This is a genomic window from Rugamonas sp. DEMB1, assembly GCF_029834475.1.
Classification (GTDB): Bacteria; Pseudomonadota; Gammaproteobacteria; order Burkholderiales; family Burkholderiaceae_D; genus Rugamonas; species Rugamonas rubra.
In genome coordinates, this window is sequence record NZ_CP122407.1 from 2,914,215 (window position 1) to 2,932,831 (window position 18,617).

The 18,617-nt window shown below is 73.1% G+C and carries 13 protein-coding genes and 1 pseudogene; 4 read left to right on the forward strand and 10 right to left on the reverse strand.

All coding sequences use genetic code 11. From position 1 onward, the window contains the following. Nucleotides 1-1,206, forward strand: a complete 1,206-nt coding sequence (locus QC826_RS13195; protein ID WP_279766010.1) for a hypothetical protein — start codon at nt 1-3, stop codon at nt 1,204-1,206. A gap of 37 nt (nt 1,207-1,243) precedes the next feature. Here the strand turns inward: QC826_RS13195 and QC826_RS13200 are convergent, their stop codons facing one another. The 8 genes from QC826_RS13200 to QC826_RS13235 form a co-directional block, all read right to left on the reverse strand. Continuing rightward, nucleotides 1,244-1,993, reverse strand: a complete 750-nt coding sequence (locus QC826_RS13200; protein ID WP_279766011.1) for a class I SAM-dependent methyltransferase — start codon at nt 1,991-1,993, stop codon at nt 1,244-1,246. A gap of 18 nt (nt 1,994-2,011) precedes the next feature. Next, nucleotides 2,012-3,010, reverse strand: a complete 999-nt coding sequence (locus QC826_RS13205; RefSeq protein WP_279766012.1) for a polysaccharide deacetylase family protein — start codon at nt 3,008-3,010, stop codon at nt 2,012-2,014. 52 nt (nt 3,011-3,062) lie between these two features. After that, entirely contained in the window at nt 3,063-4,256 is a 1,194-nt protein-coding gene (locus QC826_RS13210; RefSeq protein ID WP_279766013.1) for a TIGR03088 family PEP-CTERM/XrtA system glycosyltransferase, read from the reverse strand. Then, nucleotides 4,243-5,814 carry an exosortase A gene (xrtA, locus tag QC826_RS13215; RefSeq protein WP_279766014.1) on the reverse strand — a complete coding sequence of 524 codons (1,572 nt, stop codon included), beginning with the start codon at nt 5,812-5,814 and terminating at the stop codon, nt 4,243-4,245. Before xrtA ends, QC826_RS13210 begins: the two co-directional genes overlap by 14 nt. Nucleotides 5,815-6,150: 336 nt before the next feature. Further along, complete coding sequence (gene wecB / locus QC826_RS13220) at nt 6,151-7,311, reverse strand: non-hydrolyzing UDP-N-acetylglucosamine 2-epimerase (protein WP_279766015.1); 1,161 nt, start codon at nt 7,309-7,311, stop codon at nt 6,151-6,153. Nucleotides 7,312-7,367: 56 nt separating this feature from the next. After that, a complete protein-coding gene (locus QC826_RS13225) occupies nt 7,368-8,894 on the reverse strand; it encodes a TIGR03016 family PEP-CTERM system-associated outer membrane protein (protein WP_279766016.1) in 1,527 nt (508 codons plus the stop codon). Then, nucleotides 8,878-9,663 (reverse strand): XrtA-associated tyrosine autokinase, encoded by a 786-nt coding sequence (locus QC826_RS13230; protein ID WP_093389645.1) that lies wholly within the window; start codon nt 9,661-9,663, stop codon nt 8,878-8,880. Before QC826_RS13230 ends, QC826_RS13225 begins: the two co-directional genes overlap by 17 nt. Nucleotides 9,664-9,673: 10 nt before the next feature. Then, nucleotides 9,674-11,215: an XrtA system polysaccharide chain length determinant gene (locus tag QC826_RS13235; RefSeq protein ID WP_409567815.1), complete on the reverse strand. Its 1,542-nt coding sequence runs from the start codon at nt 11,213-11,215 to the stop codon at nt 9,674-9,676. A gap of 203 nt (nt 11,216-11,418) precedes the next feature. On the opposite strand from QC826_RS13235, the pseudogene QC826_RS13240 reads away from it, so the two are divergent. Further along, nucleotides 11,419-12,049 (forward strand): annotated as a pseudogene (locus QC826_RS13240) (XrtA/PEP-CTERM system exopolysaccharide export protein). A 52-nt stretch (nt 12,050-12,101) separates the two neighbouring features. Here QC826_RS13240 and QC826_RS13245 read toward each other — a convergent pair. Beyond that, on the reverse strand, nt 12,102-13,040 hold the full coding sequence (locus QC826_RS13245) for a PEP-CTERM sorting domain-containing protein (protein ID WP_279766017.1): 939 nt from the start codon (nt 13,038-13,040) through the stop codon (nt 12,102-12,104). Nucleotides 13,041-13,339: 299 nt separating this feature from the next. On the opposite strand from QC826_RS13245, the gene QC826_RS13250 reads away from it, so the two are divergent. Both QC826_RS13250 and QC826_RS13255 read left to right on the forward strand, forming a co-directional pair. Then, nucleotides 13,340-14,083, forward strand: coding sequence for an N-acyl amino acid synthase FeeM domain-containing protein (locus QC826_RS13250; RefSeq protein ID WP_279766018.1), 744 nt, complete (start codon nt 13,340-13,342; stop codon nt 14,081-14,083). Nucleotides 14,084-14,087: 4 nt separating this feature from the next. Next, nucleotides 14,088-15,758, forward strand: coding sequence for an FAD-binding oxidoreductase (locus QC826_RS13255; RefSeq protein ID WP_279766019.1), 1,671 nt, complete (start codon nt 14,088-14,090; stop codon nt 15,756-15,758). A 19-nt stretch (nt 15,759-15,777) separates the two neighbouring features. On the opposite strand, the gene prsT is transcribed toward QC826_RS13255, so the two are convergent. After that, nucleotides 15,778-18,336, reverse strand: coding sequence for an XrtA/PEP-CTERM system TPR-repeat protein PrsT (prsT, locus tag QC826_RS13260; protein ID WP_313872879.1), 2,559 nt, complete (start codon nt 18,334-18,336; stop codon nt 15,778-15,780). Nucleotides 18,337-18,617 lie beyond the last annotated feature (281 nt).

The following is an 18,617-nucleotide window of genomic DNA, read 5'->3' on the forward strand; positions in this document are numbered from 1 at the left end:
ATGCATGCTTCCGACAACCCCCAATGGCGCAGCTATGTGGCCACCTTCTGCGCCGCCAGCGCGCTGGTGGCCGGCGCGGTGACCACCCTCAACTACGTGGTCGACCCGTATTTGACCCACCAGTGGGACACGCCGCAGGTGCAGCGCCTGCGCCCGCCGCGCGAGAAGCTCAGCGCCTGGAGCAAGACCTACGCGATGGCCAGGTTCCGCCCGGCCGTGGTCTACCTGGGCAACTCGCGCACCGAGCTGGGCCTGCCGACGCGGGGCCCCGTGTTCGCCGGCAGGGACGTGTTCAACAGCGCGCTGTCGGGCGCCTCGGTCGGCGACGCCATCGCGCTGGCCGAGCACGCCAGGCGGGTCAGCCGGCTCGACGTGGTGGTGTGGGGCATCGATCCGCCCTCGTTCTCGATGGAGGAGGGCAACACCGAGCTGGACCGGGAGTTGATCGCCGGCGGCCCCCACTACCTGTGGCGGCGCGGCCTGCTCAATCTGCGCCGCGCGCTGGCGCTCGACATGACGCAGGACTCGATCCGCCTGTTGCGCGGCGCCTTCGGCGCGGTCTGCCACTCCAGCCTGGTGTTCCACGGCACGCGCGACGACCGCTGCCTCGACCTGCGCGTCGGCGGCTGGGTCGGCACCGAGGCGGCGGTGCTGCCGCGCACGCGCGAATACATCCGCGCCTCCGGCCCCACCGCCGAGGCCTTCAGCGCCTTCGAGGCCAGCGTCGGGGCGCTGTGCGGCGACGGCGCCAAGGTGCGCCTGTACATCAACCCGACCCACGCGATGATGCTCGACGCGCTGTACTGGGCCGGCAAGTGGGCGCCGCTGGAGGCCTGGCAGCGCGGCCTGGCGGCGCTGGCCGGGCGCCAGCGCGGGCGCGGCTGCGACGTGCGGGTCTACGACTTTTCCGGCTACAACAGCATCACCACCGAGACGCTGCCCCAGGTGAGCCGGCGCAACATGATGGAACATTACTGGGAAACCTCGCACTACCGCGGCCATGTCGGCCGCATGATCCTGGGCCGCATCTTCGGCGCCGCCGACGTGGCGCCGCCGGCCGATTTCGGCGTCGAATTGTTGCCGGAGACGATGGACCTGCACCTGGCCGCGCTGCGCGCCGGGCGCGAACGCTACCACCGCGAGCACGCCGCCGAGACGGCGCTGGCCAGGGGCGTGGTGGCCGAGCGCAAGCGCGCGGCGCGCTGAGCGGGCCCAAGCCCGCCCAAGCCCGCTCAATCCCGACTCAATCCCGGCGCAACACGGCGCAACCCTTCTCGCAGGGCCGGCTGCTTTGCTGCAGCTCGGGGAATTCGGCGCCCCAGCGGCGCAGGATGGCCTGCTCGTCGGGCCGGCCGGCGTCGTCGAGGAAGACGGCGGCGCGCGGCGCCAGGCGCGGGAACAGCAGCGGCCCGGCCGGATAGCGGGCCAGCGGCGCGGTGGCCTGAGGCGGCCCGTCGATCACCAGCATGGCGATGGCCGGCCCGGCCGGCAGGCCGGCGGTGGCGTACCACGGCCAGCTCTGCCCGGCCAAGGGCTGCGGCAGCAGCTCGGCGTCGAGCACCTCGGCCCAGTCGGCCAGGCCGTGGCGGCGCAACTGCTGGCGCGTTTGCTCGGCGTAGCGCGGCTCGTGCTCCAGGCTGTAGACCTTGCCGCCGCCGTTGAGCTGCATGCAGCGCGCCAGCACCAGCGTCGAGGTGCCGCTGCTGCACTCGACGACGACGCCGGGCCGCTCGGCCAGGGCGTGGCGCGCCAGCTCGAGCAGGAAGTCGGGCGAGGCGGCCCAGCCGCGCGTGCCGGGCAGGCCGTGGCGCAGGTCGAGGTCGACGTACAGGGCCTGCAGCGCCTCGATCTGGCGGAACAGCGCGGCCGTGTCGTGGCGCGACTGGTCGCGCGACTCGTACAGCAGCAGGTGGACGCGGCGCAACTTGTGCAGCCCGACCAGGCACAGCAGAAGAATGGCGGCGCTCAACAGCGCCTGGGCGTAGGACGGCATGGCGACTCCTTTCTGGTGTTAGCGGAAGCGGCTCCAACCCTGTTCGGCGACGCGGCGCAGCGAGTTGAACCAGGCGGCCCGCACCGCTTGCTGCGGCGGGATGGCCGGCATCGCCTCCAGCGCCAGCTCGGAGAACAGGCTGGTGCGGAAGCGTTCGCGGTGTTGGCCGAGGAAGGCGCAGAGCTGCTCGAAGCGGCGGATGTTGAGGCGGTGCGGGGTGGGCGGGCGGCCGGCGCCGCGCTTCTTGACCAGCTCGAAGCTGTGCAGCACGATGACGAAGGCGTACCAGCCGGCGCGCCAGGCGCCCTGCAGGGCGTCGCGCATCTCGCCGAAGGAGCAGGCGCACAACTGGGCGTGGCGGGCGTGGCCGGGAAAGTCGCCGAAGGAGGCGATGGGGAACTCCCAGACGCCGTCGATGGCCTGCGGCTGGGCCAGCCGGCGGCCGCCCCAGTCGCCGTTGACGAAGGCGGCGTTGTAGCTGCTGTCGATGGCGATGCCGTTGCGCGCCAGCGCGCGCAGCGTGTCGAGGTTGCCGCCGTAGCTGCCGGCGCGGAAGGCCTGCACGCGCGGCACGCCGGCCGCCGCCAGGTTGGCCAGGCCTTTGCGGATGAGCACGGTCTGCTGCTCCAGCGGCAGCTCGCTCAGGTACTGGCAATGGGCCGGCGGCAGCTCGGGGTCGTCCAGTTCGCCGAGCCATTCGGTGTGCAGGTGCAGCTGCACCTCGTGGCCGCCGGACTGCACCAGCGCGGCGATGTGGGCCAGCGGCGCCGGGCCGGCGCGGGCGGCGAACAGGGCCTCGACGAAATAGCTGGCGCGCAGGCCGTGGCGGTTCAGGCGGGCGATCTGGAAGGGCAGGCCGAAGGCGCCGGCGCCGGTCTGGCCGTGGATGTCGGCGGCGATCTCGTCGGCGAAGTCGGCCTTGTCGGCCGGCAGCGGACGGGTCGGCCAGTCGGGCACCGTGGGCCACAGCTCGGTGTCGACGGTCAGGAAGACCCGCAGCACGTGCTCGGCGCTCATGCCCGCCTCCCGTGGCCGCGCGCCGCGCGGGCGCGCGCCATGCCGGCGCGCCTCATGGCCGGCGCCCGGCGCCGGGCCGGGCGGCCAAGGCGTCGTACACGGCCAGATAGGCGCCGGCCATGGCCAGCAGGCTGTGCTCGGCCAGCACCAGGCGGCGGGCGCGGGCGCCGTGGCGCTGGGTCAGGCCGGGGTTGCGGTAGTAGTCGGCGATGGCGTCGGCCAGCAGTTGCGGCGCGCCCGGCGGCACCAGCGTGCCGGTGCGGCCGGGCTGCACCAGCTCGGCGTTGCCGCCGACCGCCGTGGCCACCACCGGCAGGCCGCTGGCCATCGCCTCGAGGATGGCGTCGCGGCCGCCCTCGACCAGCGCCGGCTGGACGAACAGGTCCATGGCCCGCATCAGCTGGGCGACGTCGTCGCGGGCGCCCGGCAGCCAGGCCAGCTCGGCCGCGCCGGCCCGCTCGAGCAGCTCGAGGCAGGCGGCGCGGCAGGGGCCGTCGCCGACGACGAGCAGGCGCAGCCGGGCGCGCGGCGACTCCTCCTCGGCCAGCAGCAGCAGGAAGGCGCGCACCAGGCCGGCGCAGTCGCGCGTGTCGACCAGGGCGCCGACGGCGCCGACGACGAAGGCGCCCTCGCACAGGAAGCCGGCCGGGCCGACCGCCGCCGCCGGGCCGAGGCGGGGGTGGAAGCGCAGGCTGTCGACGCCGTCGCCGATGCGGCTGACCCGGGCCGGGCGGGCGCCGATGCTGTCGACCAGCCAGCGTTCGAGCTCGCGGCTGACGGCGACGAACTGGCCGACCAGGGGGCGCAGCAGGCGCCGCAACAGCCGGTAGCGGCGGCCGCGGCCGTGCAGCTCGGGCGTCGCGGCGGCGTGCTCGCCGTGCACGCGCAGGCGGATGCCGGCGGCGGCGGCCAGCAGCTGGCCCTCGATGCCGGCCAGGTTGCGGGTGTGGATCAGGTCGGGCCGCAGCCGGCGCAGCACATGGAACAGGCGCAGATAGTGGCCCCAGTCCTTGCCCTCGCGCTTGTGCAGGCTGATGACCTCGACCCCGGGCCGGCGCAGCGCCTCGGCCAAGGTGCCGGCCTCCTTCATGCAGACGATGGCGTGGCGGTAGCGCTCGGGCGGCATGTGGTTGATCAGGTGCACCAGGTCGTTTTCCAGGCCGGCGCCGAGCTGGTGCACCAGGTGCAGCACCAGCGGCGCGGCGCGCCGTTCTTCGCGCTTGAGTCCCTTGCTATCGGGCGGCATGGCGCAGGCTCTCGTCTATGCTCGGCAGCAGCGCCTCGAGCAGGGCGCGCAGGGCCGGCTCGGCCTGCTCGGGCCGCTCGTCGAAGGGCGCGGCGACGGCGATCTCGGCGCCGTGTTCGGCCTCGCCGAACAGCTTGTTCTTGGCCAGCATCAGCTTGAGCAGTTGCGGGCTGCTGAGCTCGACGCCGGTCTGGCGGTACCAGCGCCACACCAGCAGGCGCCGCTCGGCGGCCTGGACGATGGTGGCGCGCACGCGCAGCGTGCGCCCGCCCAGGCGCACGCTGCGCACGCTGGTGGCCAGTTCGTGCCATTGCGGCAGTCCGGCCTCGACCCGGCGCCGCACCGGTGTCAGCAGTTCGGCGCCCTTGGCTTGGCTGGCGTACCAGCTCAGTTGCAGCGTGGCCTCGGTGGTGCCGTCGCTGAGTCTGGCGGAGTAGCGCCGTGGCTGGCCGGCGTGCAGCACGTGCCAGTCGTCCGGCGCCAGCGGGCTGGCGTGCCAGGGCGGCGGCGGCGCCAGCGGCAGGGGGGCCGGCGACAGGGGCGCGCCGGCGCCGGCGGCCGGCGCCGGACGCGCCAGCAGATGCGCGGCCAGCGGCGGCCAGAGCGCCGCCAACAGCACGCAGGCGGCGGCCGCGCGCGCCGTGGCGGCGCCGTGGCGCGGCGCGGCCGGGGCCGGGGCCGCCGGGCGGCCGGCGGCGGGCGCCTGGCGCCACCTGGCGCCGATCCAGAACAGCAGCAGGGAGACCAGGCCGAAGAAGATCCAGCCGTAGACCAGGTGGTCGATGCCGACCGCCAGTCGCATGTCGCTGAAGTGGCCGACCAGCACGATCAGGTAGGCGCGCACGCCGTTGGCCAGCACCGGCAGCAGCAGGGCCGCCGCCATGAAGGCCAGGCGGCGGCTCCGGCTGCGGTAGTTCAGGTAGGCGTACAGGGCGCCCAAGGCGACCGAGGCGATGACGTAGCGCAGGCCGCTGCAAGCCTCGACCACCGACCAGTTGCCGCTGGGGAGGCTCAGGTAGTTGTTCTCCAGGAACACCGGTATCGCGCTCAGGCGCAGCGCGGCGGCGGTGAAGCGGGCGGTGAAATCCATCAGCGGCGGCACGAAGACCTCGCCGAAGGGCACGGCCAGCAGCAGGTAGCCGAGCGGGAAGGCGAGCGCCCGGGTCAGGACCGGGCCGGACAGGGCCAACACGGCGGCCGGCAGCATCGCCACGAACAGGTATTGCTGCAGCACCTGGACGTTGGCCACCGTGGCCAGCAGCCAGGCGGCGCCCAGCAGGAGCAGCGCGGCCAGGCCGGCGCCGGCGGGCCGGCGCGGCAGGGCGGCCAGCGCGGCGCGCCGGCGCCAGACCAGCCAGGCGCTGATGGGCGGGATGGCGAAGCCGTGCGTGAAGGTCTCCGAGCGCAGCCACAGGGCCACCATCGCCGCCGCCGTCTGCCAGTACAGCAGCAACAGCACCGCCAACACGGCGAGCAACAGCAGCAGGTCGCTCCGTCCGGCCCGCTCGGCGAGGGCGCCGGGCCGGACGGCTGCCAACGCCGCGCCGGGCGCGCTCATGGCCGCCGCTCCGCCGCGCCCGCGCAGGCGGCGGCTATGCTCGGCAGCGCGGCGGCGGCGGCGCTCGGTCCAGGCTGCATCATGCGCTCCCAAGAAAGGCTTGCTCGATCGGTTAGGGCGGCGGCCGCGCCGGCCGGCGCGGCGCCTCGCTTGTCGCCGCGCCGGCGCGGCGCCATGTCCGGTGGCAACGCGGAAGTTGGCGCGCCGACACCGCCTGGCGGTGCCGTGGCGCCGGGCGTGAACTTAGAATATGCCAGCCCTGCGGCCCGTCGGGTTGAGACCGCGCAAGGACCGGCGCGCCGATGCCCGCGTCCGCCATCGGTCCGCCGGCCGCCGTCAGCGGGCGTGCGCGCCGCGCCGTTGCAGCCAGGCGTCGACCACGCCGGCGATGCGGCCGGCCGCCTGGCCGTCCCACAGCGCCGGCCGGCGGCCGGTCTTGCCGCCGTGCCGCAGGATGTCCTCGCACAGCGCCAGGATCACCGCCGGGTCGTGGCCGGCCACCGTGTTGCTGCCCTCGCTGACGGTGATCGGCCGCTCGGTGTTCTCGCGCAGCGTCAGGCAGGGCACGCCGAGCGCGGTGGTCTCCTCCTGCACGCCGCCGGAGTCGGTCAGCACCACGCTGGCGTCCTTCATCAGGCCGAGCATCTCGAGGTAGTCGGCCGGCGGCAGGCAGGCCACGCCGGGCGCGTCGGGCGGCGGCAGCAGGCCGCCCTCGCCCAGGCGGGCGCGGGTGTGCGGGTCGAGCGGGAAGATCACCGGCAACTGCTGGCTGATCTTGCGCACCGCCGCCATCAGCTTGCGCAGGCGCGCCGGGTGGTCGACGTTGGCCGGCCGCTGCAGCGTCAGCACGGCGTAGCGCTGGCCCGCCGCCAGCAGGTCGCGCCGGCCGGCCCTGGCCAGCACGGTGGCGGTCGGCACCGCGCGCGGCAGTTGCGCCAGCAGCGAGTCGATCATGACGTTGCCGACGTGGTGGATGCGGGCGGCGGCGACGCCCTCGAGCAGCAGGTTGTTGAGCGCCGCCGGCTCGCTGGTGAACAGCAGTTCGGCCAACTGGTCGGTGAGCACCCGGTTGATCTCCTCGGGCATGCGGCGGTCGTAGCTGCGCAGGCCGGCCTCGACGTGCAGCACCGGCACGCCCAGCTTGGCGGCCACCAGCGCGCAGGCCAGCGTCGAGTTGACGTCGCCGACCAGCAGCACGGCCTGCGGCGCCAGGCGGCGCAGCGCCGGCTCGAAGCGGCGCATCACCTCGGCGGTCTGCTGGGCGTGGCTGGACTGGCCGACGGCCAGGTCGAGCTGTGGCGGCGCCAGGCCGAGCGCGGCGAACTGGCGGGCGTCCATCGCCGCGTCGTCGTGCTGGCCGGTGTGCACCAGGCTGACGTCGACGGCCGGCCGCAGCCGCCCCAGCGCGGCCAGGATGGGCGCCATCTTCATCAGGTTGGGGCGCGCCGCGACGACGCAGAGGAGGTGGGCGCGGTGCGGGGGGACGGTGTCGGGCATGGCGGGCTCCGGGCGGGTTGGAACGGCAGGGATGGACGGGGCGGGTGGGGCGCGGCTCAGAACAGCACGGACAGGGTGGCGGCGGCGCCGTTCTCGCGGTAGCCGCCGCCGGCGCTGCTGGCGTGCCAGCTGTGGCGCAGGTCGACGCTGGCGCTCAGCTTGGGCCGCAGCTGGCGGCTCAGGCCCAGCGCCAGGGTGGCGTTGCGGTCGCGCCGGCCGATGTCGGGCGCGGCGGCGACGGCGTAGTTGGCGTTGACGTTCAGGTTGTTGCGCGCCGACATGCGCCAGGACCAGCCGGCGTGCAGGCTGGTCTGCCGGGTGTGCTCCTGCTGCGCCAGCTCGGCCGGGCCGAGCAGCGGGCTGTCGATGGCGCTGCTGGTCTGGGCGCTGCGCCGGCTGCCGCCCAGGCCCAGCGCCAGCGTGCTCTTCGGCGTCGAGTACAGCGCCGACAGGTTCCACTGCTTCTGCAGGAAATAGTTGTGGCTGAGATAGTTGACGTTGCCGGCGTTCGGCCCCTGCAACTGGCTGTAGCGCAGGAAGGCGTTGATGACCTGGATGCGCAGCAGCGGATCGGGGATGCGGCCGGCCCACAACTGGTAGAGGAAGTTGCCCAGGTCGGCCGGCGGCAGGCGCTGCAGCTGTTCCTGGCTGCTGGTGATGTCCTCGCCGTAGCTCAGGCCGAGCACCAGGTGGCGCATCTGGTGGCGCGCGTCGAGGCTGTAGGTGTTGCCGAAATAGCGGCGGCCGACGCTGGCGGCGACGCTGCTGCGCGGCGACGGCGACCAGCTCAGTCCGCTGGACCAGTGGCGTCCGCCCGGCGCGCCGCCCAGCGCCTGGTAGTCGTTGCTCTCGCGGCCGGCGCTGGCGAACCACGACAGGCGCGGCCGCAGCGGCACGCGCAGCGTCAGCGTGGCGTCGCGCCGGGTCACTTGCGCCAGCGCGGCGTCGCTGTCGCGCCGTTGCCCGACGGCGGCCTCCCAGTTCCAGCCGCCGGCGCGGTTGTCGCCGACCAGCCGCAGGCCGGCCTGCTGGCTGTGGGCGCGCAGCAGGGCGCCGCTGCTGCTGGCCTGGTAGGTGTAGCGCAGCTCGGCCTCGGCCAGGCCGCGGAAATGGTGCTTCAAATAGGGGCTCAGGCTGGCGCTGCGCACCGTGCCGCTGTTGCCGCCGAGCTGGGCGGGGTCGCTCTGCTGCGGGCCGAAGGCGGAGATGTTCTGCTGGCTGACGCTGGCCTGGCCGTCGACATACAGCCAGTCGGCCAGCGCCTCGGCGTGGCCGGCGGCGTCGAGCTGGTGCTTGAGCCGGCTCGGCGAGCGGCTGTAGGCCAGCCGCTGCAGCGCGTAGTCGAGCGCCAGCGTCAGGCGCGGGCCGCGCGCCTGGACGGCGACGCCGGGCGCGATCTCGCTGCTGAACTCGGCGCGGGCCTGGGCCGGCGCACTCAGCGCCATGTTGTCCGAATAGGCCTGGCGCAGCCGCAAGGTCGGCGTGACGCGCCAGTCGGCGGCGGCGGCCGGCCAGCAGCAGGCCGCCGCCAGCGCGGCCAGCGCGGCCAGCGGCGGCGCCGGCCGGCTAGTCGTAGTAGCCATAGTAGTCGCTGCCGGGGAAGGCGCGGATCTTGTTGTAGATCAGGTTGACGTGGGCGCAGGGGTCGAGCTGGCGCAGCGCCTCGCGCACCGCGTGCTGCGTGGTGGTCTCGGCCTCGACCACCAGCACCACCTGGCCCATCTGCGCCGCCAGCACGCTGGCCTCGGTGGTGATCAGCAGCGGCGGCGAGTCGAAGATGACGACCCGGTCGGCGTAGCGCTCGGCGATCTCCTTGAGCAGGCGGCGCATGCTGCGGCTGGCCAGCAGCTCGGTGGCGTGCTTGTTGGCGCGGCCGGCCGGCAGCACGCTGAGGGTGGCGACGTTGGTGCGCAGGATCACGTCGGCCAGCGCCAGCTGGTCGTTGAGCAGGATGTCCATCAGGCCCGGCTCGGCGCCCAGGCCGAGCACCTTCAGCACCGACGGCCGGGCCACGTCGGCGTCGACCAGCAGCACCGTGATGTCGCGCTCCATGGCGATGCTCATGGCCAGGTTGACGGCGCAGTAGGTCTTGCCCTCGCCGGGCAGGGCGCTGGTGACGACGATCAGGTTGCCCTGCGGGATGGCCGCGCCGTCCTCGCCGCGGGCGCGGCGCAGCAGCGGCCGCTTGATCAGGCGGAAGTCCTCGGCGGCCGGCGTGCGCCCGCCGTCGTGGGTGACCATGCCCAGCTGGCGCAGCCGGTCCAGGTCGATCTCGACGTGGCGCGGCGCCGGCGCGGCGGCCGGCAGGCGCGCCGCGCCGGACTGCTCGGGTAGCGCATCGTTGGGGGGCATCGCGGTCCTCCTATTTGAGCACGGCGGCGGCCAGCACGCCGCCGTAGGTCAGGAACAGGCCGAGCAGCGCGGCGGCGAAGCCGTAGCGGCCGCGGCGCCGCTTGACCAGCTCGGCGCGGGTCCAGTTCATCGACACCGTGCCGAGCACCGGCAGGCCGGTCGCCTCGCGCAGCTGCGCCGGGCTGAGGTAGGTGGGGCGCACCTGGCTGATCAGCAGGGCGGTGGCGGCGCCGACCAGCAGGGCGCCGGCCAGCACGGCGGAATACAGCAGCGGCCGCTTGGGCCCGACCGGGGTCATCGGCACGGTCGGCGGGTCGATGATCTTGAAGCTCATCATCTCGGTGGTCGAGCTCAGGTCGCCCGACAGCTTGGCCGCCTCGCGCCGGCCGATCAGCTTCTCGTAGTTGTCCTTGTTGATCAGGTAGTCGCGGTTGAGCTGGGCCAGTTGCGACTCGACCTCGGGCACGGCGTTGCTCTGCGCCAGCAGGCGGGCGTTGCGCGCGGTGAACTCCTGCACCCGCGCCTTGATCGAGGCGACGCGGGCGTCGGCCTCGGCCAGCGCCACCTTGAGCTGCTGCAGCATCGGGCTGTAGTTCTTGCCGGGGTCGGCGTTGGCGCTCTTGAGCTTGCTGTCCTCCACCTTCTTCGCCTCCAGCTGGGCCACCAGGCGCTTGGCGGCGATGATGTCGGGGTGCAGCTCGGTGTACTGCATGCGCAGCGCGTCGAGGTTCTTGTTGAGGGCGGAGATGCGGCCGTCGAGCTCGGGGTTGTCGATCGCCGCCGGGCTCAGGTCGGCGCCGAGGATGGGCTCGTCGCCGGCGATCTGGCCCTGGATGGCGTTGCGGCCCTGCTCGGCCTCGACCAGCTCGAGGCGGGCGGCGTTGAGGGCGTCGGCCGACATCAGCAGCTGGGCGCCGTAGTCGATGCCCTGGCGCGGCAGCAGGAAGTTGTTCTTCAGCTTGAACTCCTTGACGTTGTTCTCGGCCGCCAGCAGCCTCTCCTCGTAGCTGCGGATCTGGTCGTCGATGAACTGCACGGCCTTTTGCGAATCGCCCTTTTTCCCCTTGAAGCTGCCCTCGACGAAGATGGTCAGCAGCGACTGCACGACGTCGCGCACCAGCTTGGGGTCGCGGTTGTTGTAGCTGATGGTGTAGATGTCGTAGCTGCTGGTGCCGCCGATCTTGATGCGGCCCATCAGCTCGTCGAGCAGCAGCTCGCGCTCGCGCGGCGTGTTGGCGCCGATGTCGAGGTCGACCATGCGCATGACGCGCTCGACGTTGGGTCGGCTCAGCAGGGTGCGGCTCATGATCGACACCTGCTGCTCGACGTTGGGCACGCTGGTCATGCCCGACAGCAGCGGTTTGAGGATGCTCTGCGTGTCGACGAAGACGCGGGCGGTGGTCTGGTAGTCGTCCGGCAGCAGCGCCACCTTGGTCCAGCCGGCGGCGGCCACCAGCCACATCACGGCCAGGCCGTGCCAGCGGTATTTCCAGATCCCCTTCAAGCTGGACAGCAACTGGCTGATGGTCTCCTCCATGTCCAGGTTCTCCAAGGTGGGGTGGCGACGGGCGCGGCGCGGCGCGGCACGCCGGGGCGGGCCATGCTGGCAAGTATAGGGCGGCGCGGCGGCCGTTTCGCTTGAACCGGGCTCGTGCTTGAGCCGTGTCAAGGCCGCCCCGGCGGCTTTTCTGAATCATAGGTGGCGGGCGCGGCGCGGCCGCGCCCCTTCATCCACCACGACCCGAGAGGCCCGCCATGAACCTGATCCGCCGTCGACTCCTGCAACGCGGCGCCGCCGCCCTGGCCGCCGTCCTTGCCGGCGCCCCGCTGGGCGGCTGCGCCGGCGGCGCGCCGGCGCCGGCGCAGAGCGCGCCGCCGCTGGGCGACTATTTGATCGGCCCGGGCGACACGATCAACATCAACGTCTGGCGCAACCCGGAGGTGTCGCAGAGCCTGCCGGTGCGGCCCGACGGCAAGATCACCACGCCGCTGGTGGAGCGACCTGCAGGCGGCCGGCAAGACCTCCACCGCGCTGGCGCGCGACATCGAGAAGGCCTTGGAGAAGTACATCCAGCAACCGGTGGTGACGGTGATCGTCACCGGCTTCGTCGGCCCCTACGGCGAGCAGATCCGCGTGATCGGCCAGGCGGCGCGGCCGCAGGCGCTGGCCTACCGCCAGGGCATGTCGCTGATGGACGTGCTGATCGCCGTCGGCGGCGTCACCGACTTCGCCGCCGGCAACAAGGCGCGCATCGTGCGCAGCGTCGACGGGCGCCAGGTGCAACTGGCCGTGCGGCTGCAGGGCCTGTTGCGCGACGGCGACATCTCGGCCAATGTCGCCATGCGCCCGGGCGACGTGCTGGTGATCCCGGAGAGCTGGTTCTAGCCGCGGCGGCGGGCGGCGCTGTCAGGTTTTCCGACGGCGCCGCCCGGCCCGCTCACTGCCTGCGGCGCCGGCTCACCAGCGACATGCCCAGCAGGCCCGCCGCGAACACCGCCAGCGTGGCCGGCTCCGGCACCTGCTGCTGCAGCGCGTTGGCCAGGGTGTTGTGCTGGATGGTGATCTGGTAGGTGTCGGTGGAGTTGAGCAGGCCGCTGGTCGACGACAGCGCGAAGCTGGCCAGCGCCGCGTTGTAGGTGGTCAGGCCGGGCAGGCCGTCGGTGCGGCTGACGGCGGACTGGCCGTTGAGCTCGGACGGCGTGAAGTCGAAGACGGTGTTGCCGCCGGTGCTCAGGTCGCGGATGTTGATCGACCAGGAGATGCGCGCGTTGGCGTTGGCCGTCGGCCCCGAGCCGAGCGACACGTAGGCCTGCGAGAACGGCGTCGCGTCGAACGAGATGGTCATGCTGTCGGCCGTGCCCAGGGTGAAGTTGAAGGTGGTCGAGGTGCCGACGTCGGAATTGCCCGAGGCCACGCCGTTGCTGCCCAGCGAGGCGTCGGCGCGGGTCTGGGCGTGCGCCCCGGCCGGCGTGGCGCCGATGGTGATCGACGAGCCGGTCAGGTTCTGGTCGGCGTAGCCGAAGGTGCCGGGCACCGGTGGCGGGAAGGGGAAGGGGGCGAAGTTGTTCTCGGCCAGGGCCGGGCAGGGCGCGCCGACGCACTGGTGCGCCACGTTCGGCGTGGTGCCGCTGAGGATGCCGAAGGACTGGGCGCCGTTGGCGAACACGCCGTTGAGCGAGCCGGTGGCGTGGGCGTCGTTGGTGCCGGTCAGCACGGAGAAGTCGGCGGTGCTGTAGGCCGTGCCGTTCGAGTGCAGCAGGCGGAAGTTGTTGATGTCGAGGATGGCCGAGGCGAAGGTGCTGGCCTGCGCGGCGCCGGCCAGGCCGAGGCTGGCGACCAGTCCGGCGGCCAGCATGCTTTTTTTGATGACGTTCATGGTGTGTTGCTCCTTAAGGTGGGGGCTTCGATGTTCACGGCCGCTGCGCGGTGCCGGTGACAGCAATGCAGCAGGATCCGTGCCCGGATAGGAAAATCGTTTGAAAACAAGGGCTTGGCGCACGGTTCCGGCGCGGCGCGCGGGCCCGGCGGGGCGGATGGAAAATCCGCCGACAGCGGCCGCCGGCCCGGAAAAAAATCGCGCCGGAGGGGAACTTTTCATTTGCATGGCGGGTCTCAAGAGCATGAGCCCAGTTCGCCGCTCGCGCGGCTGGCCGACAGACGATAGAGGGAGCCACCGTGCACCAAGACGACACCATCATTTCCTTCGAGGCGGCGGCTGGTCTGCGCGATCTCATGGTCGGCGAGGGCGGCGCCGACCCGGCGCTGGACCACCAGATCGACCAGCAGACCTTCCACATCCGGATGGCCAATTCGACCGGCCGGCGCGAGGCGGCCAGCATGCTGTTGAAAAAAATGTACGGCTGGCGCGGCTACGCCGTCGACCCGGTCAGCGCCCACCCGCTCAACAAGATCACCCTGTTCGCCGAGACCGGCGGCACGACGGTGGGCACCATGTCCCTGTGCCTGGACAACGCCGAGGTCGGCCTGCCGGCCGACGAGAACTTCCGCGACAAGCTCGACGAGCTGCGCGAACAGCGCCGCCGCCTGTGCGAGCCGTCGCGCCTGGCGATCGACAAGGGCGTCTCGAAGCGGGTGTTCGCCGCGCTGATCCACATCTCCTACATCTACGCCCACAACATCCACCGCTACACCGACTACATCATCGAGGTCAACCCGCGCCATGTGATGTTCTACAAGCGCATGCTGGGCTTCCGCGACTTCGGCGGCGAGCGCCCCTGCACGCGGGTCGGCGCGCCGGCCGTGCTGTTGCGGCTCGAGCTCGACTACATGGGCGAGCAGATCCGCAAGTTCGGCGGGCTGATGGAGCGGCAGGCGAGCGAACGCTCGTTCTATCCCTACTTCTTCCCCACCTGGGACGAGCCGGGCATCACCTCGCGCCTGATGCAGGGGCGCGGCTAGCGCCATGGCGGCGCCACCCGGCAGCGCCGCCGCGGCGGCGGGCGGCCCCCCCGGCGGGGCGCTGGCGGCCGCGCTGGCCGCCTGGGACGCCCTGTTGGGCGCCGCCAGGGTGCGGCGCGACGCCGCCACGCTGGAGCGCTACGCCAGCAGCACCGGCTCCTGCGGCACGCGGCCGCTGGCCGTGCTGCGTCCGGCCAGCGCCGCCGAGGTGGCCGCCGTGGTGCGCGTCGCCGGCCGCCACGGCCTGCCGCTGTATCCGCTGAGCACCGGGCGCAACTGGGGCTACGGCGACGCCTGCGCCGTCGCCGACGGCCAGGTCATCGTCGACCTGGGCCTGATGAACCGCATCGTCGAGGTCGACGCCGAGCTGGCCTACGCGGTGATCGAGCCGGGCGTGACGCAGCAGCAGTTGTCGCGCCACCTGCTCGAGCACGGCCTGCCGCTGTGGATGGACTGCACCGGCGCCGGGCCGGACACCAGCCTGGTCGGCAACGTCCTCGAGCGCGGCTTCGGCCACTCGCCCTACGGCAACCGCTACGCCAGCGTGGCCGGCATGCAGGTGGTGCTGGCCGACGGCGACATCGTCGAGACCGGTTTCGGCCACTATCCCGGCGCCCGCGCCACCCGCCTGTTCCCCTACGGCCTGGGGCCGCACCTGGACGGCCTGTTCACCCAGTCGAACCTGGGCATCGTCACGCAGATGGGGCTGTGGCTGATGCCGCAGACGGCCTGCGTCGAACACTTCATCTGCCGCGTCGAACAGCACGGCCGGGTCGGCGCCGTGGTCGACGCGCTGCGCCCGCTGCGGCTCGACGGCACGCTGCGCAGCGTGGTCCACATCGGCAACGACCTGCGGGTGATCTCCGGCGGCCGGGTGTTTCCCGCCGAGCTGGCCGGCGGGCGCACGCCGCTGCCGGCCGAGGTCCGCCTGGCGCTGCGCCGCGCCGACGGCATCGGCGCCTGGACCGTCTCGGGCGCCCTGTACGGCAGCCGCGCCCAGGTGGCGGCGGCGCGCGGCGCGCTGCGGCGGGCGCTGGCGGCGGCCGGCCAGCGGGTCCAGTTCCTCGACCAGCGCAAACTGGCGCTGGGCGCCTGGCTGGCGCGCCTGCTCGGCGGCGCGGCGGGGCGCCGCCTGCGCGCCAAGGTCGCGCTGGGCGAGGCGCTGTTCGAGATGAACCGCGGCGTGCCGAACGGCCGCTTCCTGGCCGGCGCCTACTGGCGCCGGCGCGGCGGCCTGCCGGCCGGTTTTCCGCTCGGCGCCAATCCGGCGCTCGACAACTGCGGCCTGCTGTGGGTCTCGCCGGTGCTGCCGCTGCGCGGCGAGGCGCTGCTCGCCGTCCACGCGCTGGCCGAGCCGATCTTCGCGCGCCACCGCTTCGACCTGTTCGCCACCTTCAGCATGATCACCGAGCGCGCGCTGGGCGGGGTGTTGACGGTGGCCTACGACAAGGACGACGCCGACGAGGTGGCCCGCGCCAAGGCCTGCTACCGGCAGTTGTTCGACGCCGTCATGGCGGCCGGCTACATCCCCTACCGGGTCGGCCTGCAGTCGATGGACCGGCTCGACAACGGCGCCGACCCCTACTGGCGCGCGGTGGCGCGCATCAAGGCGGCGCTGGACCCGGCCGGCATCCTGGCGCCGGGCCGCTACCAGGGGCGCGGCGGGGCGCGCTAGCGGCGCGGCCGCGGCCGCCTCAACGCGGCCGCAGCAGCTCGCGCACGAAGTTCGACGGGATGGCGTAGGTGATGCCGCTGGGGGTGGCGATGGCGGCCTCCTTCAAGCCCTTGACGTAGACCATGTTGATGACGCCGTAGACCTGGCCGCTGTCCGGGTCGTACAGCGGGCTGCCGCTGTTGCCCGGGTAGGCGGTGCCGTCGAGCTGGAACACGGCGTAGGGCGAGCGCTGCAACTGGCCCACCAGCTTGACGTCGAGCTTGCGCGAACTGGCCGACGGCATCGCCACCGGGGTGATCGACGAGACCATGCCGCGGTGGGTGACGTGGCGCAGGCCCAGCAGCATGCCCAGCGGGAAGCCGGTGAAGGCCAGCGAGCGCCCCTCGGCGACGGCGGCCGAGTCGCCCAACTGCATCGCCGGCAGCGGCGCGCCGGGGATGCGCAACTGCGCCAGGTCGTGCTCGCGGTCGATGGCGACCACGCTGGCGGCGCGGAACTGCGAACTCTCGCCCATCGGGATCAGCACGCCGAGCGTCTCGTTCCGCTCGGCGTTCTGCAGGTCCTGGATCACGTGGGCGGCGGTGATGACGCTGAGGCCGTCGCCGACGACGAAGCCGGTGCCGACGAAGTTGATCGCCGGGCTGCGCAGCTTCTGGAAGCTGCCGATGCCCACCACCGAGCGTTTGGCCGCCTCGATGGCGCGCGGCAGGTCGGCGGCGCCGGCGTGGCGGGCCGGCCAGAGCAGCAGAAGGGCGATCAGACAATAGCGCATGGCGGTATCCGTGGTGGTGGGGGCGGGGGCGAGCGGGCACAGTAGCACACGGCCGGCGGACGCGGCGGACGCGGCGCCACCGGGCGCCACGCCTAAAGCCGCGCCAGGACCCTCCTTGACCTCGTCGCGGCGGCCGAAGTCCTTGCCGGCCAGCACCTTCTCGAGTTCGCTGCGCGCGCCGCGCCGGTCGCCGGATTTGAGCAGGCTCATGCCGAGATGGTAGCGGATCTCGCCCGCCTCCGGCGCCCGCTCGCTGGCCAGGCGCAGCAGCGGCAGGGCGCGGGCGTGCTCGCCGCGCTCGGCCAGTATCCAGCCCAGCGTGTCGAGCACGGCCGGCGTGGCCGGCGCCAGCTTGTAGGCGCGCTCGGCCAGCGCGACGGCGCGCCCGTCGTTTTGCTGCTGGTACAACCAGGCCAGGTCGTTGAGGGCGATCACGTTGGCCGGGTCGTCGCGCAGGATGCGCTCGAACTGCTCGCGCGCGGCCGGATAGTCCTTGTCGGCCAGCAGGCTGCTGGCCAGGTGCAGGCGGGTCGGCTGGTCGGCCGGGTGCTGGGCCAGCCAGTCGCGCAGCCGGGCGTTGCCCTGCGCCGTCCGGCCCATCGCCTTCAGGGCGCCGTGCAGCGGGATCAACAGCGGACCCGACGGCGCCAGGCCGAAGGCGCGCTGGTACAGCGCCAGCGCCGCCTCCGGCCGCTTCTGGGCCAGCAGCACGTCGCCCTCGAGCTTGTAGCCGAGCGGCGCCTCGGCGTGGCCGCGCTGCACCTCGCGCGCCAGCGCCAGCGCCGGCGCATAGCCGGCCTGGGCGGTCAGCAGCTGCACCAGCGCCGCCTGCGCCTGCGGCAAGTCGGGCTGCAGGGCCAGCGCCTTGCGCAGGCTGCGCACGGCGCCGGCGATGTCGCCGGCGCTCAGCTGGGCGGTCGACAGGCGCATCTGCACGGCGGCCGAGGCCGGTTGCAGCAGGGCCAGCTTGGCCATGCTGTCGGCCGCCGGCTCGAGCTGGCCGGTGGCGGTCTGCGCCTCGGCCAGCAGGGCCAGCGCGTCGGCGTTGCCCGGGTTGCTGGCCTGCAGCTTTTGCGCCTGCACCAGCGCCTTTTGTTGTTCGCCGCTGCGCAGGTAGAAGTGGGCCAGCAGCATGGCCGGCGCCAGCGCCTCGGGGTTGTCCCGGGCGGCGCGCTCGAGCCAGACGCGGGCCTCGGCCGGCTTGCCCTGGGCGGTGGCCAGCTTGGCCAGCGCGCCGAGGATGGCGGCGTTCTTCGGCGCGCGCCGCAGCGCCGCCTCGTAGCGTTGGCGGGCCAGCTCGGGGTGCTTTTCCAGGGTGTCGAGCTGGGCCAGGTTCTCCAGCGCCGGCAAATAGAGTGGGTCGAGGGTCAGCGCGTGCTCGAAGCTGGCGCGCGCGCCGGCGACGTCGCGGCTGGCCAGCAGCACGCCGCCCTTCAGGTTGTGCACCAGCGGGTTGCCGCCCTGTTGTCGCTCCATCTGCTTGACCGCCGCCAGCGCCTTGGGGTAGTCCTTGGCGCGCAAATGGGTCAGCACCAGCAACACGCCGGCGCGGCCGCCCTTCGGCTCCAGGCTGGCGGCGCGCTCGAGCTCGGCGATGGCGCGGCCGCTCTCGCCCATGCCGATGCGGCTCACGCCGAGGGCGGCGTGCAGCATGGCCGCCTGCGGCGCCAGCGCGCTGGCCTGTTCGAAGGCGGCGGCGGCCTTGTCGAACTTGCGGCCCTGCATGTAGGCCTCGCCGGCCAGCGTCAGCAGTTCGACGTCGCCCTGGCGCGCCCCGCCGGCCGGCTCGAGCAGGGGCTCGAGCAGCTTGAGCGGCCTGCTCCGGCGCGCCGTTCTTCAGGGCGACGGTGGCCATCAGCTTGCTGGCGTAGACCTGGCCGGGATTGGCGGCCAGAAACCTGGCCAGCTGTTGCTCGGCCTGTTGATAGGCGCCCAGGCCCAGTTGCACGGCGCCGCACAACAGCACGCTGGGCATGTGTTCGGGCGCCACCCGCAGCACCTGCTGCAACTGCTCGAGCGAGGCGGCCAGGCGGCCCTCGCGGAAGTCGATCAAGGCCTGGGTGTAGACCACCAGCAACTGGCCGGGC